The following is a 15325-nucleotide window of genomic DNA, read 5'->3' on the forward strand; positions in this document are numbered from 1 at the left end:
TCTTATTACCAGAATCACTGCCCGGACAAACAGTCCAGTGCGGCTCGCCGAATCAGGCCAGCTGCGGTCGCCAATCCCACAGGGTTGAGTCGGCCCCCGGGCTGCACACTGTCCAGAAGACGGAGTGAGGTGAGCCGGCGTCATAAGCGTCGAGCACGGACGAAGTTCTCAAGGGGAGGCCGACGGGTTTCCCTTTTTTATTGCCTGCGAAATAAGTCTCGTGACTGATAACCTGTTGCAGAACCGGCCTACGCTTTTTCAGTCTTATGAGTAGGTCCTGAACCGCAGTGAGGAATAGCATGAAGTCGCGCATCTGGCGTGTGGCAGGTGTTGGATTGCTTTGCATGAGTGTCAGCGCGCAATTGCTGGCAGAGGCGCGAGATGATCCGCTGCAACCTCGCCAACATAATGGTCAAAATGGCGGGGGACAACATGAGCATGGCCCTGAAGGGCGTCCGGAAAATAATCAACCGCGCCCGGAAATGAATCAGCCACGTCCACAAATCGTTCAACCTCGCCCGGAAATTAATCAGCCGCGTCCACAAATCGTTCAACCGCGCCCGGAAATCAATCAGGCACGTCCACAAATCAATCAAGCGCGACCAGAAAACAATCAGCCTCGCCTGCAGAATGAGATTATTCGCGGCGACAACAGCCGTCAGTTCGAACACAACGGCCAGAATCAGGGGCAGGGCGGCCAGTGGCAAAACCGTCCTCAGCATGATCCGAACGGGCAGGGTTGGCCGGCGCCGCAGCCGAGCATCAACCTGCCGATTCAAAGCCGACCGGATACCGTCCGCCAGACCCAGGAGCCACAGCGTGGCTACTATCAGGACGTTCCTCGGCGTAACGATCGCGATCAGAACTGGCAGGTCGGTGGTGCCGGTATGCGTGGTGATTTCGACCGCCATAATGACCATCGTTGGCCGGGTCGTCCGGAGGGGCACGGCAACGGTTGGGGCCCAGGCCCGCAGTATCGGCCTGGCTTCGAGACCGATCGGTTCCCTGATCGTGAATTCCGCGTGCCATATCGCGGCGAGGATTACTTCTTCTCTGGCGGTTACTGGTATCGCCCACATGGGGTGCGTTATGTGGTGGTAAGGCCTCCTCATGGCATCCGCGTGAGTTACCTGCCCGACTTCGCGCAGGAAGTGTGGATCGGCGGCGCACTGTTCTTCCTCGCGGCCGGCGCGTATTACACGTATGAAGAGAGCACCCAGCAGTACGTAGTGGTCGATCCACCTCAACCACAACTCGCCAGTAACGGCTATGACGTGGTCGCTTACCCGGCCAATGGACAAACGCCTGAGCAGGTCGATCAGGATCGCTACGATTGCTATCGCTGGGCGGTTGAGCAAAGCGGCTTCGATCCCGCGGCCGTCACCTACCAACCGGCGCCTGCGGTGGTGCAAGCCTACCGTCAAGCGCAAGGCGACTGCTTGAGCAGTCGCGGTTATCAGGTTGCCTATTAGGTCGAAGCACTCAGGCCTTCGCGCCTGTCACCACTTCTTGCGGGTCGGCGTGCACCAGCACCTCGGCCCGTGGGTAAGCGGCGTTGATCGCCTCGGCAGCGCGATCGCTGATGCCGTGAGCGACGGATAACGTCAGCTCCCCCGGCAACTCCAGATGCAATTGCACGAACCAGTGGCTGCCGGAAATGCGTGTGCGCAGGTCATGGGCACCCAGTACGCCCGGTACGCTGCAGGCCAGCTCAAGCATGTGCTGGCTGACGTCTGGCGGCAGTTCTTCGTCCATCAGCACAGCCACACTCTCCCGAGCGATTTGCACCGCGCTCCAGAGGATGTACAGGGCGATTGCCAGACCAAACCAGGCATCCAGTTGTTCCCAGCCGAAACTGGCCAGTACCAGCGCTACCAGGATGCTGGCATTGAGCAGCAGATCGGAACGGTAATGCAGTGAGTCAGCGCGTACCGCAGTCGAGCCGGTTTCGCGGATCACCCGATGTTGCAGCATCAGCAGGGCGACCGTCAGTGCCAGCGACAAGAGCATCACGCCGATACCGATCCAGGGGGCTCCCAGTGGCTCGGGGTGTTTCAGGCGTTCGATCGCTTGCACGGCAATCAATACCGCACTCACCGCAATAAACAACGCCTGCGCCATACCCGACAGCGACTCGGCTTTGCCATGTCCGTAACGATGGTCATCATCCGCCGGGCGTAGCGCGTAATGCACGGCCAGGAGATTGAGGAACGATGCCGCGCCGTCGAGCAGCGAGTCGGTCAGGCCGGCCAGCAGGCTGACCGATCCACTCAACCACCAGGCAATGGCCTTGGTCACGATCAGAATGCTCGCCACCGCCAGCGAGGCGCGTGTCGCCAGACGCAACAGGCGAGCGTGTTCCGGGTTACTGGTCATAGGCGTTTGCGTTCCTTCGAATACACGCGATCAAGCGGCGGGTTGCAGACCGTACATGGCCAGTTGCTGGACGCTGCCTTTGTATTGAATCAGACGCGGATCATCCAGCGCAAAGCTGCGGCCCAGTTCACTTTCGAGAATAGCCTGCAACTTGCGGTTATCGACCTTGCCGTCAGCATCGATGGCTTGCCGGAGTTTTTCCGGGGCGACCTGGACGGTCTTGCCCGGTTCCAGGTAAATGGCGCCGGTGGCGAAGTCCACGCCGAAAGCGATCAGCCCCGGAATGATATAGAACAACAGGCCTACAGCGTCGAGGGCGGCTACCACCGGGTCGATTTTGCCTTCGATCTGGCCACGACGATCCGGGAAGAAGATCGAGCCGCAAGCGGTCATTTGGGTCAACAGGGTGGCGAGCAGAACGCCGCCAACAATACGGGAGGGAATACGCATGTGAATCTCCTGATCAAATTCGAAACGAAACGATGAAAGAGCGTCGCTGGTATCAGTTCAGACCGTGATTAACGCCAGGCAGTTCGCCGTTATACTCGTGCCTCTGTTTTGGAGCCAGCATGATTTCTTTGCCGATTGATGAAGTTTTACCTGCGCTGCGTGAAGCCTTGGCGACACGCCACGAAGCCGTGCTCGAAGCACCGCCCGGCGCTGGTAAAACCACCCGCGTGCCCTTGGCTTTATTGAATGAGCCATGGTTGGCCGGCCAAACCATCTTGATGCTTGAACCGCGTCGACTCGCTGCACGGGCCGCAGCCGAGAGGCTGGCCAGTGAGCTGGGGGAAAAGGTCGGTGAAACCGTGGGCTATCGCATTCGCCTCGACAGCAAAGTAGGGCCGAACACCCGCATCGAAGTGGTCACCGAGGGGATTCTCACCCGGCGTTTGCAAGATGATCCGGCGCTGGATGGCGTCGGATTGCTGATCTTTGACGAATTCCACGAGCGCAGCCTCGACGCTGATCTGGCGCTGGCATTGAGCCTCAATGGCCGCGATCTGTTTCGTGACGATCAGCCGCTGAAGATTCTCTTGATGTCGGCGACCCTCGAAGGCGAACGTCTGGCGGGGTTGCTGGATGACGCACCGATTTTGCGCAGCGAAGGGCGCATGTACCCGGTGACGATACGTTGGGGCCGGGCGTTTCAGCCGGGAGAATTCATCGAGCCGCGCTTGGTGCAGACCATCCTCGAGGCCTTGAACGACGAAAGCGGCAGTCTCCTGGTTTTTCTGCCGGGACAAGCGGAGATTCGTCGGGTGCATCAGCAGCTGGCTGATGCGTTGGGTGAGCGCACTGAGGTATTGCTTTGCCCGCTGCACGGCGAACTGGACCTGGCGGCACAGCGCGCTGCCATTGAGCCGGCACCCGCCGACAAGCGCAAAGTGGTGCTGGCCACCAACATCGCCGAGACCAGTCTGACTATCGATGGTGTGCGGGTGGTGATCGATGCCGGGTTGGCGCGGGTACCGCGTTTTGATCCGGGCAGCGGCATGACTCGCCTCGATACTCAACGGATCTCCCGCGCCAGCGCTACACAACGTGCCGGGCGAGCGGGGCGTCTGGAGCCGGGCGTGTGTTATCGCCTGTGGTCGCAAGACCAGCATGAACAATTGGCGGCTTATGCCAGTGCAGAGATTCTTTCAGCCGACCTCGCCGGCCTGGCCTTGCAACTGGGTCGCTGGGGCGTAACACCCGGGCAATTGGTCTGGCTCGATGTGCCACCGACGGCGGCTTATGCACAGGCTCAGGATTTACTTGAGCGATTGGGCGCGCTGGAGGGCAAGACCGCAGATGACTGGAAACTGACCCGTCATGGGCAGGCGATGGCCGAACTGCCGGCGCATCCGCGCATTGCACATTTGTTGTTGCGCGGGCAGGCGCTGGGGTTGGCGGACATGGCCTGCGACGTCGCCGCGCTGCTGGGCGAGCGGGACATTCTGCGCGGCGCCGGCGCGGATCTGCACAGCCGGCTGGTGCTGTTGTCGGGCGAAGAGCGAGCGGCTCGCGGTGCTCAAGGTGGCGTTCAGCGGGCCCGGCAACTGGCGCGGCAGTACCGCGGCTATCTGCGAGGCAAGGCACTGCAGCCGGTCAGCGATCCAGATCATCCGCGCTGGCTGGGTGCGCTGCTGGCCCTGGCCTATCCGGATCGCGTCGCACAGCAGCGGCGTGCCGGTGGAGCGGAGTATCGCCTGGCCAACGGTCGCGCCGCGCTGTTCGCCGAGGCCGATAGCTTGATGAAACAACCCTGGTTGGTGATTGCTGATTTGGGCAGCCGTCAGGGGCAGCGTGAAGAGCGGATTTATCTGGCTGCGGATTTCGATCCGGCGCTGTTTGATTCGGTGCTGGCTGAACAAGTGCGCAACGTCGATCAGCTTGATTGGGACGAGCGCGAAGGCGTGCTACGAGCCGAGCGGCAGCGCAAGGTTGGTGAGCTGATACTCAGTCGAGAGCCGTTGACCGGGCTGGATGAAGCGGCACGCAGCCAGGCGCTGGTCAATCTGGTGCGACGTAAAGGGCTCGAGTTGCTGCCGTGGACGCCGGAGTTGCGCCAGTGGCAGGCTCGGGTGGCGTTGTTGCGTCAGCTGGATCTGAGCAGCCTGGGGCACAGCGAATGGCCGGATGTCAGCGATGCGGCGCTGCTGGCAGGCCTGGAGCATTGGCTGTTGCCGTATCTGGGGCGGGTGTCGCGACTCAGTCACTTCGCCAATCTGGAACTGGCCAGCATTGTCCATAACCTGCTGCCGTGGCCATTGCCTCAACGCCTGGATGAACTGGCGCCGCACCATTTGACGGTACCTTCCGGATCCTCGGTTCGACTGGACTACAGTGAGCAGCCGCCGATTCTGGCGGTGCGCTTGCAAGAGCTGTTCGGGTTGGCTGAAACCCCGCGCATCGCTGGCGGCCGGCAGGTGGTCAAACTGCACCTGTTGTCACCGGCCAGGCGGCCAGTGCAGGTGACGCAGGATCTGGCGAATTTCTGGCGCAGCACCTACGCCGAAGTGAAGAAGGATCTGAAGGGGCGTTACCCGAAACACTACTGGCCGGATGACCCGCTGGTGGCCGAGGCGACAGCGCGGATCAAGCCGCGTAAGTAAGTCGGCGAGCCTATTGGCGATCGTTCCCACGCTCTGCGTGGGAATGCACACTGGACGCTCCGCGTCCGCTTCTATTAGCCGCGAAGCTTTTGACCTACGGTGCCGCAGGCAGCAGAAACCGTGCAATCACCGGCAGATGATCAGATATACGCAGCGTGTCGTCCTGCCTCACCTGAGCCTCAACCCGTTTGATCCGCGGGCTATAAAACAGGTAGTCGACGGTCCGGTCCGGGCCGCTGAGGGCCGGGTCATTGGGGTAGTGGGTCAGCCATTGCTCGCGGTCGATGCCACCGGCTTCGTTGTTGGCAGGGATCATCGGGTATTTGTCCCAGAGCACATGCAGCGCGCTGTCGACGGAGTAGGGCGCGCGCTGCTGGGGATCGAGGCGCTGATACTGGCCCAGCGGCAACAGGTTGAAATCGCCGCCGATCAACCACGGCGTACCCTGACGTTCGAATGTGTCGAGCACTCTGGCGGTCTCCATCACTTGCTGTTGCGGCGTGTCGTCAGGCTGAGCCGGTCGGTCCAGGTGGGTATTGAGTACTGCCATTTGCCCACCGTCGCTCAGCGGCAGATAACTCACCAGCAGCGCGTTTTTCGGCTGGAATTGACTACTGATGAGATTGGCCGGTGCTTGCGGTAATTGCAGGCGTTCGGCGTCTGCGATCCGATAGCGGCTCAATGTCGCCAGTTGTCGGCCGACACTGCCGAAAATGTGCGGCTCGGGAACGAAGTCAGCCTTCCAGTCGAAGGCATGAGTGCTGCACGGGTAAAGGTCGGTCAGACGCTCGCGGAGCAGTTTTAGCTGGTCTTGATAATCGCTGGCTTTGGCGCCGTCATCCAGTTCTTGCAGCAGGACGATATCCGGCTGCTCATCGCGAATCACTCGTGCGACTTCATCGAGGCTGAAGGCCATATCTTCGGCTGTGGGGGTTTCGTCGTCGCCATGGGCCAGGTCGTTCCAGAATACATAGCGTTTTCCCGCGAGGTACTGGACGTTCCAGGTCATCACCTTGAGCGCCTGGCCGGGCACCAGGGTCGGTGCCTGGGCGCTGCAACTGACGGGTATTTGCTCCTTGGCGTCCGGGCGCCAGGTCAAACTGTAGATCAGCGCTGACAAAAGGCCGGCGATCAGCAGCAGGCCCAGCAGGGTATAACGCAGTAGACGGGTCATCGGCTCGGCTTATAGCGTTGCAGGATTAAGCCCGAGCATACCCGAGAGCAGGTCAGACCCCAAGACCAGGCCTGTCAGAGCGTTTTATCGATTCTTGTCGGTGGCTTCGCTGATCAACATGAACAGGCGAAACAGCACCACGCTGGTAAAGAGTTGCAGAAAACTGTGGGCGCTTTCGATCAACAGTGCCAGTACCGGGTTTTGTGGTTCGGGGTAAACCGCAAGGCTTGCGCCCTTGAGTAGCCACAGCGGGCCCATCACACACAGAATGCAGACCAGGATGCGCAGGAAGTGCCCGCGGGTCAGGCGAAAGCTCTCCTTGATGGCCGCCAGCGGTTGCAGGCCTCGCAGGACCAACAGGTACTCGGCAAAGGCCAGTGTCACCATCAGCCACAAACCTGGCAGGAAATACAGCGACAGGCCAAGCAGGATCAGCAGTGTATTGATCGCTGTCAGCAACGCGAACCTGGGCCACAGGCTGGCAGACATCGCCAGCAGATCACGGGTTCGTGGCGATTCGCCACGGCTGCGCGCATCCAGAAAAAGAATCAGCGCAGCGGTGTACAGTGGATAGATCAACAGCCCGACGATCACGCTATAACCGGGGAAAGCATCCGGGCCCTGGGCGTTATCGACCAGTTGCTGGATCAGTGCCTCAAGCACCACCAACGGCAGGCACAGCGGAATAATCCGGCCCAGGTTGCGCTTAAAGAAATACAAAGAGTCGCGGAGCACTTCTAACGGATTCATGGGTCGATATCGCAGGTAAAAAGCAGTTCGACACTTTAACCGATGCAGCGCCCCTGCGAGCAAACGTAAACGTTAGGTAAAGGCCATTGAAACGGCCCGTAATAACCCCATTACTGGTGTGCACCTTCTCCACAACGGAAAGGGCAACGATTTTTCCGGCAATCTAACGAGGTCGCCATGAACAGCGAAGAACAAACCCTGATCGATGGACTGTTTTCACGGCTGCAGCAAGCCGAAACGGATTCAGCCCCGCGCGATGCCCTGGCCGAGGCGCGGATCAAGGAGCACCTGGCTCGCCAGCCTGCGGCGGGGTATTTCATGACCCAGGCGATTCTGGTGCAAGAGGCGGCGATCAAAAGCCTCGACGAACAGAACAAACAGCTCACTCAGCAAAACCAGCAGCTGCAAGCTGAACTGCAGCAAGCCAGATCCCAGGCAGCGGCGCCTGCTCCGGCACCAAGCAGCGGTGGCGGCGGTTTCCTGTCGAGCATCTTCGGTGGCGGTTCCCGTGATTCGCAACCGGCCCCAAGCGCTCCGGCCTCGACTGGCGGTGGCTGGCGTGAGCCGGCGCGGCCTTCGTTCAATACTCAGCCGGGTGTTGCGCCACAGCAAAATTTCGGTGCCCCGCAACAGAACTACGCGCCACCACAGCAACAGGCTCCGGCCGCAGCCGGCAGCAGCTTCCTGGGCGGCGCCTTGAAAACCGCGGCCGGTGTGGCCGGTGGTGTGATGCTTGCGCAAGGTATCAGCAGCCTGTTCCACAGCAATCAGCAGCCGCAGGAAATTGTCGAAGTCATCAAGGAAGAACCTGCGCAGGTCAATGACAAAAGCAATGACAACGACGACCAACGTATGGTCAGTAACGATTCCTATGGCAATGACCAAGGCGGGTTTACCGACGCCGACTACAGCGATGACAGCTCATCGTTCTTCGACGACGACGATTCCTTCGTCTGATGCACCATTCGTCCGGGGCGCTATAGCGCCCCAGACCGATTATTCGCGGAAATTTCCTTCTGGCTGGCATACTGGGCGACTTTTCAGGTCTTGTACTTGATCAATTGCCTGCGCGCGTCTGCGCCATGAGGATTTACGGTGAAAAAAATCGCTGTGTTCGCCGATGTCCAGAACCTCTACTACACCGTGCGCCAGGCTTACGGCTGCCACTTCAACTACGCCGCCCTGTGGGCTGATATCAGCCAGCGCGGGCAGATCGTCGAGGCCTACGCCTACGCCATCGATCGTGGCGACAGCAAGCAACAGCAGTTCCAGCAGATCCTGCGCAACATTGGTTTCACCGTAAAACTCAAACCCTACATCCAGCGCAGCGATGGCTCGGCCAAGGGCGACTGGGACGTGGGCATCACCATCGATATCATGGACGCCGCCTCTCATGTCGACGAAGTGGTGTTGGCGTCCGGCGATGGTGATTTCGACATGCTGCTTGAACGCATCATCAATAAACACGGTGTTGAAGCCGTCGCCTACGGCGTCCCTGGCTTGACTGCCAACTCATTGATACGCGCCGCCAGCCGCTACGTGCCGATCGAAGGCGCGTTGCTGCTTAAAAACTGAGATTGATTACTTTTTGACGGAGTTGGAACAGGTTTGGAACGGATAGCGGTCATCGACTTTGAAACCACCGGGATCTCCCCGAGCAGCACCTGCCGGGCTACGGAAATTGCCGTGGTGATTCTTGAGCAAGGACGCATCGTCGAGCGTTACCAAAGCCTGATGAACGCCGGCGTGCGGGTCCCGGCCTTCATCGAAAGCCTGACCGGCATCAGCAATGCCATGCTGCGCACTGCACCGTCTGCCGAACAGGTGATGAACGAAGTCAACGAATTCGTCGGTACGACACCGCTGTTGGCCCACAATGCCGCGTTCGACCAGAAGTTCTGGGACTACGAGCTGGGGCGAATCAAACGTACACGGTTGCAGAACTTTGCCTGCTCCCTGTTACTCGCCCGGCGCCTGATGCCGGCCGCACCCAATCACAAACTCGGCACCCTCACCACGTTCGCCAAACTGCCCCACACCGGCCAGGCTCACCGAGCCATGGCCGACGCCGAAATGGCCGCGAACCTCACCGCGCATCTGGCCCGGGAACTTCGTCAGCGACATGGCTTGCGGGAGTTGTCTCATGATCTGCTGTGCAGCTTGCAGAAAGTCCCTGCGGCGAAGATCAATGAGCATCTCAAGCGCCATCGCGGGTTTTAAAGTTCAGCGTTGATCCTGCCGGCCTCTTCACGGCATAGGTATCTACATATCTCTAAAGGTTAGAACTCCCGTAGCAGCTGTCGAGTAGAACGAGGCAGCGTCCGGGGGCGGAGTCCTCGTAAAACCTGCGCGCGCGGTTTATCTGAAACACCGAGGTGCAGGGTTTTACGGCTGCTTCGCAGCCGGACACAGCCTCGTTCTACTCGACAGCTGCTACGCCCTGCCAAGCATCAAGAAATGTGTAGATACCTATGCTCTTTGCGGCAGACGGTAGAGCATTCACCCACCATTCTTGCCATTACTCTCCAACTGCCCCAGCGGCACACGCTTTTCTATCGCGCTGGAGAGCACGATCGAGGTTTTGCTGAACCCGAACTGGGCGATGCGGTTGATCAGTTCTTCGAGTTCCGGCATTGAGCCGACGGCGGCCTGCATGATGACGCAGGGGTCGCCGGTGACTCGGTGGCATTCGGTCAGTTGCGGGATTTTGATCAGTTCATCGTAGGATTTCTGGCTGCCGTGGCGGCTCAGTCGTAGTTCGATGACGCACTGGATCGGCAGGCCGACCTTGGTCATGTCGACCTTTGCCTGGTAGCCGGTAATCACCCCACTGGTTTCCAGTTTTGCCACGCGCTCGGCCACAGCCGGCGCGGATAGGTTGACCTTGCGCGCCAGTTCCGCATACGAGGCCCGGCCGTTTTCCAGGAGTGCACTGAGGAGCATGCGGTCGTATTTATCCATCATTCGGCTCCTGAAATGCATAACTTTCGAAAGCACGGTTTATAGCTGTGATCTCCATGTTTTGAAAAGTGTACGGGCGCTATAAAAAGGTTTTGTAACTTAAATTCCGCCCGATAGCTTTCTAAAATAGCGCTCCCCTTATCCAGTCTTCGAGCGTTCCATGTCTGCCATCGAGCTTTCCGTGCCTGGCCCACGGCGTTTTCCGTTACAGCTGGTGGGTGCCTTTTTCGCGTTGTATGTGATTTGGGGATCGACTTATCTGGTGATTCGAATCGGTGTGCAATATTGGCCACCGCTGATGCTCGGCGGGATTCGTTTTATCATCGCCGGGACCTTGATGTACGGCTTCCTGCGCTGGCGCGGAGTACCGGCGCCGACCTGGTCGCAATGGCGGGCGGCGGGGATGATCGGCATCTTGCTGCTGAGTGTGGGTAACGGCGCGGTGAGTGTTGCCGAACATATCGGTGTGGCCTCCGGGGTCGCGGCGTTGGCGGTGGCGACGGTGCCGCTGTTCACCTTGCTTTGCGGCTACTTCTGGGGCGCGCGCAACACCCGTCTGGAGTGGGCCGGGATCGTGCTCGGACTGGTTGGCATTGCCATGCTCAACCTCGGCTCCAACTTGCAGTCGAGCCCGTTGGGCGCGGTGTTGCTGGTGTCTGCGGCAGCGGCCTGGGCTTTCGGCTCGGTCTGGAGCAAACACTTGCCGCTGCCACAAGGGGCGATGGCCAGCGCTGCAGAAATGTTGGTGGGCGGCGTGGTGCTGTTGATCGGCAGCGCGCTGAGCGGTGAGCATCTGGACAGCTTGCCGCCTGTCGAGGGCTGGGTTGCTTTGGCCTATTTGATTGGCTTCGGCTCGATCATCGCCTTCAACGCCTATATGTACCTGCTGAAAAACGTCCGCCCGGCGGCTGCGACCAGCTACGCCTATGTCAACCCGGCGGTGGCGGTGCTGCTGGGGATCGTCTTTGCCGGCGAAAGCATCGGCATCGCAGAGTCCCTGGCGATGGCGGTGATCATCAGTGCTGTAGTGTTGATTGGCTTGCCGCAGTGGCGCAGGCAGAAACCGGCTTGATTTAGGGTAAACTGCGGCGCATTGCACACATGCGCTGACATTTCCCTACGGTACCCCCCATGACTTTCGCCACTCTTGGCCTGATCGAACCCTTGCTGCGCGCCCTTGAGACGCTCGGTTACCAGACCCCGACGCCGGTTCAGGTGCAAGCCATCCCTGCGGTGCTGGCCGGTCGCGACTTGATGGCCGCGGCCCAGACCGGCACCGGCAAGACCGCCGGTTTTGCCGTGCCGCTGTTGCAGTTGCTGGCCATGGAAGGGCCGAAGGTCAGCAGTAACTCAGTGCGCGCGCTGATTCTGGTGCCGACCCGCGAGCTTGCCGAACAGGTTCACGAGAGTGTTCGCCAATACGCCGAACACCTGCCGTTGAGCACCTATGCGGTGTACGGCGGTGTCAGCATCAACCCGCAGATGATGAAGCTGCGCAAGGGTGTTGACCTGTTGGTAGCGACCCCGGGCCGCTTGCTCGACCTGTATCGGCAGAACGCGCTCAAGTTCAACCAGCTGCAAACCCTGGTCCTCGATGAAGCCGACCGTATGCTCGACCTTGGATTTTCCGAAGAGCTGCGGGACATTTACAAAGCCTTACCGAAGAAACGTCAGACACTGTTGTTCTCCGCGACCTTCTCCGATGCGATCCGCCTGCTGGCCGGGCAAATGCTCAATGATCCGCTGAGCATCGAAGTCAGCCCGCGCAACGTCGCCGCCAACACCGTCAAGCAATGGGTGGTGACGGTGGACAAGAAGCGCAAGCCGGAACTGTTCAGCCACTTGTTGCGCAAAAATCGCTGGAAGCAGGTGCTGGTGTTCGCCAAGACCCGCAACGGCGTCGACCAACTGGTGGAAAAACTCCAGGGCCTGGGCGTGAATGCCGACGGTATTCATGGCGACAAACCCCAGGCTACTCGCCAGCGTGCGCTGGACCGGTTCAAGGCCAGCGAGATTCAGATTCTGGTAGCCACCGACGTGGCAGCCCGTGGTCTGGATATCGAAGACTTGCCGCTGGTGGTGAACTTCGACCTGCCGATCGTTGCTGAGGATTACATCCACCGTATCGGCCGTACCGGTCGTGCGGGCGCTACCGGCGAGGCGATTTCGCTGGTTTGCGCTGATGAAGTGAATTTGCTGTCGGCTATCGAAATGTTGACCCGTCAGACGTTGACTCGTCATGAAGAGCAGGACTTCGAACCCGAGCACCGTGTGCCGGACACCGATGCCAGCGGCCAGGTTATCAAGAAACCGAAAAAGCCGAAGAAGCCCAAAGTCTCCGGTGGCGGCAAGCGTAACCTGGGCAAGTGGGTGGACAGCGGTGAAGTGGCGGCTGAAGCACCGGCGATCAAGCCTGTGCGTAAGGTGCCGGTGTTCAACACCGGACCGCGCAAGCGTAAGCCTTAAGCCCGACTGAACCCGAGATCGTTCCCACGCGTGGGAACGATCAAAAAAATCACGGTCAGGCATTTCACGACCGCTGCGTGCTCGAACGCTGGCTTCGCCAGCTGCTACAGAAGCTTTCCGCGGTGCGCTTGTAACCACTCCAGCATCCCCAACCCCGCCGCTCGGCCACTGGCAAAGCAGGCGGTGAGCAGATAGCCGCCCGTCGGCGCCTCCCAATCGAGCATCTCTCCGGCACAAAACACGCCGGGCAGTTGCTTGAGCATCAGGCTTTCATTCATCGCTTCGAACGGCACGCCACCAGCGCTGCTGATGGCTTCGTCCAGAGGGCGGGTTTTCACCAATGTCAGGGGCAGGACCTTTATTGCTTTGGCCAGCTGCACCGGATCAGCGAAGCATTCAGCGGGCGTTAGTTCGCGCAGCAAGGCGGCTTTCACGCCGTCGATGCCGAGTTGACTGTGCAGGTGTTTGGCCATCGAGCGTGAACCACGAGGCTTGGTCAGCGCTGTTTGAATCTTGTCGAGGGTTTTTCCCGGCAACAGGTCCAGGTGAATGGTCGCCGAGCCGCTTTGAGTGATGGCTTGGCGGATCGGTGCAGACAGGGCATAGATCAAACTGCCCTCGATGCCAGTGGCGGTAATCACGCATTCGCCCAGACGCGGCACGTCGTCATTCAGGCCAATAGCGATGTTCTTCAGCGGTGCGCCAGCGAACTTGCTGCGCATCAGGTCACTCCAGGCGGTTACTTCGAAACCGCAATTGCTGGGTTGCAGCGGTGCAAGGCTGATGCCGCGCTGTTCCAGCAGAGGTAACCAGGCGCCGTCCGACCCCAGGCGCGCCCAACTGGCACCGCCAAGGGCCAGCAGCAGGGCATCGGTTTGCAGGGCTTTTTCACCTTCCGGGCTGTCGATTCGCAGGCTGGCGTCGTTATTCCAGCCGAGCCAGCGGTGACGGGTGTGGATAACTACGCCCGTGTCGCGCAGGCGTTTAAGCCAGGCACGCAGCAGGGGCGCGGCCTTCATGTCGGTTGGAAACACTCGGCCGGAACTGCCGACAAAAGTTTCGATCCCCAATTCATGAATCCATTGGCACAGCGCTTCGGCGCCGAATGCACGCAGCAGTGGGGCGATTTGTGGTGCCCGCTCGGCATAGCGCGAGAGAAACGCCGGGTAGGCTTCGGAATGCGTGATGTTCATGCCGCCGACGCCGGCCAGCAGAAACTTGCGACCCACGGAGGGCATGCCGTCGTACAACTCGACCTTGATTCCAGCCTGGCTCAGTACTTCGGCCGCCATCAAACCGGCAGGGCCGCCGCCGATGATGGTGACGTGAGGCAGGAGGTTGGCGGAGGATTGGGTCATGGTTTGAGCTGCGGTTCGGCGGAATAAGCCGGGCATTCTATCAGCACAATCGAGGTACGCCCGCGAAGCTTTTAGCTGATTAAAAAACGCACAGTGCTCTGAAGGCTATACAGTCTGTGGCCTGTAGGTCCTTTCACTCAGGTTATCCACAGGCAGTTCCACAGGCATTGTGGGTAAAGCATCCACAACTCAGTGACAACCTGATGACTCCCAGACTCGCTGCGCGCTGTGATGAAGAATGCCATGGCGTCGCGCCAAGGCTTTACGGTCCTTGCTGTAACCACCGCCAATCACCCCGACCACCGGGATGTCCCGCCCCAGGCAGTGACGCATCACGCTTTCATCACGAGCGGCGACGCCTTGGTCGGTCAGCTTGAGGTAGCCCAGAGCGTCATCTTTATGCACATCCACCCCGGCGTCATACAGCACCAGGTCCGGCTTGTAGAGCGGCAGCAGATAGCTCAACGCATCGTCGACCACGTTGAGATAGTCCGCATCGCCCATGCCCATCGGCAGTGCAATATCCCAATCGCTTTGGGCTTTACGCGCCGGAAAATTCTTTTCGCAATGCAGGGAAACGGTTACTGCGTCCGGCGTGTCTTCCAGAATGCGTGCAGTCCCGTCGCCTTGATGCACGTCGCAATCAAAAATTAATACTCGCCCCACCCGACCGCTTTCCAGCAGATAGCGGCTGATTACCGCCAGGTCATTAAAAATACAGAATCCCGCCGGATGATCGTAATGGGCGTGATGGGTGCCGCCGGCCAAATGGCAGGCCAGCCCGTGTTCCAGCGCTTGCTCGGCGGCCAGCAGCGAGCCGCCGACCGCACGCACGGTGCGTCGGGCCAGTGCTTCGCTCCAGGGCAGGCCGAGGCGCCGCTGGTCTTCGCGGGACAACTCGCCGCCCATATAGCGTTCGATATACCCGGGGTCATGAGCCAGGGCGAGAATGTCCGGCGGGCACAGTTGCGGGCGCAACAGCTCGGGATCGCGGGTCAGACCGCTGTCCACCAGGTGATCGCGCAGCAGGCGAAACTTGTCCATGGGGAAGCGATGTTCCGCCGGAAATTCGGGGCTGTAGTCTTCGTGGTAGATCAGCGGCAGGGACATGGCAGATTCATCTAGGAAGGCATGTAGGA

General features: G+C 60.0%; 14 protein-coding genes. 7 read left to right on the forward strand and 7 right to left on the reverse strand.

What is annotated here, in order from left to right:
• Positions 1-299: 299 nt before the first annotated feature.
• Positions 300-1472 (forward strand): DUF6515 family protein, encoded by a 1173-nt coding sequence (locus AC07UI_RS25345; RefSeq protein ID WP_494995050.1) that lies wholly within the window; start codon positions 300-302, stop codon positions 1470-1472.
• Between the two features lie 10 nt (positions 1473-1482).
• Here AC07UI_RS25345 and AC07UI_RS25350 read toward each other — a convergent pair whose 3' ends face one another.
• Together AC07UI_RS25350 and pmcY are read right to left on the reverse strand one after the other, a co-directional pair.
• Entirely contained in the window at positions 1483-2376 is an 894-nt protein-coding gene (locus tag AC07UI_RS25350; protein WP_494995051.1) for a cation diffusion facilitator family transporter, read from the reverse strand.
• Positions 2377-2406: 30 nt separating this feature from the next.
• On the reverse strand, positions 2407-2826 hold the full coding sequence (gene pmcY, locus AC07UI_RS25355; RefSeq protein ID WP_494995052.1) for a periplasmic Zn2+ metallochaperone PmcY: 420 nt from the start codon (positions 2824-2826) through the stop codon (positions 2407-2409).
• Positions 2827-2945: 119 nt separating this feature from the next.
• Between pmcY and hrpB the strand changes: the two genes are divergently transcribed.
• Positions 2946-5477: an ATP-dependent helicase HrpB gene (hrpB, locus tag AC07UI_RS25360; RefSeq protein WP_494995053.1), complete on the forward strand. Its 2532-nt coding sequence runs from the start codon at positions 2946-2948 to the stop codon at positions 5475-5477.
• A 94-nt stretch (positions 5478-5571) separates the two neighbouring features.
• Here hrpB and AC07UI_RS25365 read toward each other — a convergent pair whose 3' ends face one another.
• The gene (locus tag AC07UI_RS25365; protein WP_494995054.1) at positions 5572-6651 is read right to left on the reverse strand and encodes an endonuclease/exonuclease/phosphatase family protein; all 1080 of its coding nucleotides are present in this window, start codon (positions 6649-6651) and stop codon (positions 5572-5574) included.
• Between the two features lie 84 nt (positions 6652-6735).
• On the reverse strand, positions 6736-7401 hold the full coding sequence (locus tag AC07UI_RS25370; protein WP_494995055.1) for a YciC family protein: 666 nt from the start codon (positions 7399-7401) through the stop codon (positions 6736-6738).
• Positions 7402-7578: 177 nt separating this feature from the next.
• Here AC07UI_RS25370 and AC07UI_RS25375 point away from each other — a divergent pair, with 177 nt between their 5' ends.
• From AC07UI_RS25375 to AC07UI_RS25385, 3 genes are all read left to right on the forward strand, one after another.
• Positions 7579-8358, forward strand: a complete 780-nt coding sequence (locus AC07UI_RS25375) for a DUF2076 domain-containing protein (protein WP_494995056.1) — start codon at positions 7579-7581, stop codon at positions 8356-8358.
• A gap of 138 nt (positions 8359-8496) precedes the next feature.
• On the forward strand, positions 8497-8976 hold the full coding sequence (locus AC07UI_RS25380) for a LabA-like NYN domain-containing protein (protein WP_494995057.1): 480 nt from the start codon (positions 8497-8499) through the stop codon (positions 8974-8976).
• Between the two features lie 33 nt (positions 8977-9009).
• Positions 9010-9621, forward strand: coding sequence for a 3'-5' exonuclease (locus AC07UI_RS25385; RefSeq protein ID WP_494995058.1), 612 nt, complete (start codon positions 9010-9012; stop codon positions 9619-9621).
• A 279-nt stretch (positions 9622-9900) separates the two neighbouring features.
• Here AC07UI_RS25385 and AC07UI_RS25390 read toward each other — a convergent pair whose 3' ends face one another.
• On the reverse strand, positions 9901-10362 hold the full coding sequence (locus tag AC07UI_RS25390) for an Lrp/AsnC family transcriptional regulator (protein ID WP_494995059.1): 462 nt from the start codon (positions 10360-10362) through the stop codon (positions 9901-9903).
• Between the two features lie 181 nt (positions 10363-10543).
• Here AC07UI_RS25390 and yedA point away from each other — a divergent pair, with 181 nt between their 5' ends.
• On the forward strand, positions 10544-11434 hold the full coding sequence (gene yedA, locus AC07UI_RS25395; RefSeq protein WP_494995087.1) for a drug/metabolite exporter YedA: 891 nt from the start codon (positions 10544-10546) through the stop codon (positions 11432-11434).
• Between the two features lie 59 nt (positions 11435-11493).
• On the forward strand, positions 11494-12828 hold the full coding sequence (gene rhlE1, locus AC07UI_RS25400; protein WP_494995060.1) for an RNA helicase RhlE1: 1335 nt from the start codon (positions 11494-11496) through the stop codon (positions 12826-12828).
• Between the two features lie 104 nt (positions 12829-12932).
• Here rhlE1 and AC07UI_RS25405 read toward each other — a convergent pair whose 3' ends face one another.
• Both AC07UI_RS25405 and AC07UI_RS25410 read right to left on the reverse strand, forming a co-directional pair.
• Positions 12933-14186 carry a TIGR03862 family flavoprotein gene (locus AC07UI_RS25405; RefSeq protein ID WP_494995061.1) on the reverse strand — a complete coding sequence of 418 codons (1254 nt, stop codon included), beginning with the start codon at positions 14184-14186 and terminating at the stop codon, positions 12933-12935.
• 189 nt (positions 14187-14375) lie between these two features.
• Complete coding sequence (locus tag AC07UI_RS25410; protein WP_494995062.1) at positions 14376-15296, reverse strand: histone deacetylase family protein; 921 nt, start codon at positions 15294-15296, stop codon at positions 14376-14378.
• Positions 15297-15325: the final 29 nt, after the last annotated feature.

This window comes from Pseudomonas sp. GW821-FHT04C07 (genome assembly GCF_059420325.1).

What these genes read in the sequence shown, in the direction of transcription:
- AC07UI_RS25410 (WP_494995062.1), bottom strand. Translation starts at nt 15,296, where the DNA reads ATGTCCCTGCCGCTGATCTACCACGAAGACTACAGCCCCGAATTTCCG.
- hrpB (WP_494995053.1), top strand. Translation starts at nt 2,946, where the DNA reads ATGATTTCTTTGCCGATTGATGAAGTTTTACCTGCGCTGCGTGAAGCC.
- AC07UI_RS25390 (WP_494995059.1), bottom strand. Translation starts at nt 10,362, where the DNA reads ATGGATAAATACGACCGCATGCTCCTCAGTGCACTCCTGGAAAACGGC.
- AC07UI_RS25370 (WP_494995055.1), bottom strand. Translation starts at nt 7,401, where the DNA reads ATGAATCCGTTAGAAGTGCTCCGCGACTCTTTGTATTTCTTTAAGCGC.
- AC07UI_RS25375 (WP_494995056.1), top strand. Translation starts at nt 7,579, where the DNA reads ATGAACAGCGAAGAACAAACCCTGATCGATGGACTGTTTTCACGGCTG.
- AC07UI_RS25405 (WP_494995061.1), bottom strand. Translation starts at nt 14,186, where the DNA reads ATGACCCAATCCTCCGCCAACCTCCTGCCTCACGTCACCATCATCGGC.
- pmcY (WP_494995052.1), bottom strand. Translation starts at nt 2,826, where the DNA reads ATGCGTATTCCCTCCCGTATTGTTGGCGGCGTTCTGCTCGCCACCCTG.
- AC07UI_RS25345 (WP_494995050.1), top strand. Translation starts at nt 300, where the DNA reads ATGAAGTCGCGCATCTGGCGTGTGGCAGGTGTTGGATTGCTTTGCATG.
- AC07UI_RS25350 (WP_494995051.1), bottom strand. Translation starts at nt 2,376, where the DNA reads ATGACCAGTAACCCGGAACACGCTCGCCTGTTGCGTCTGGCGACACGC.
- AC07UI_RS25365 (WP_494995054.1), bottom strand. Translation starts at nt 6,651, where the DNA reads ATGACCCGTCTACTGCGTTATACCCTGCTGGGCCTGCTGCTGATCGCC.
- rhlE1 (WP_494995060.1), top strand. Translation starts at nt 11,494, where the DNA reads ATGACTTTCGCCACTCTTGGCCTGATCGAACCCTTGCTGCGCGCCCTT.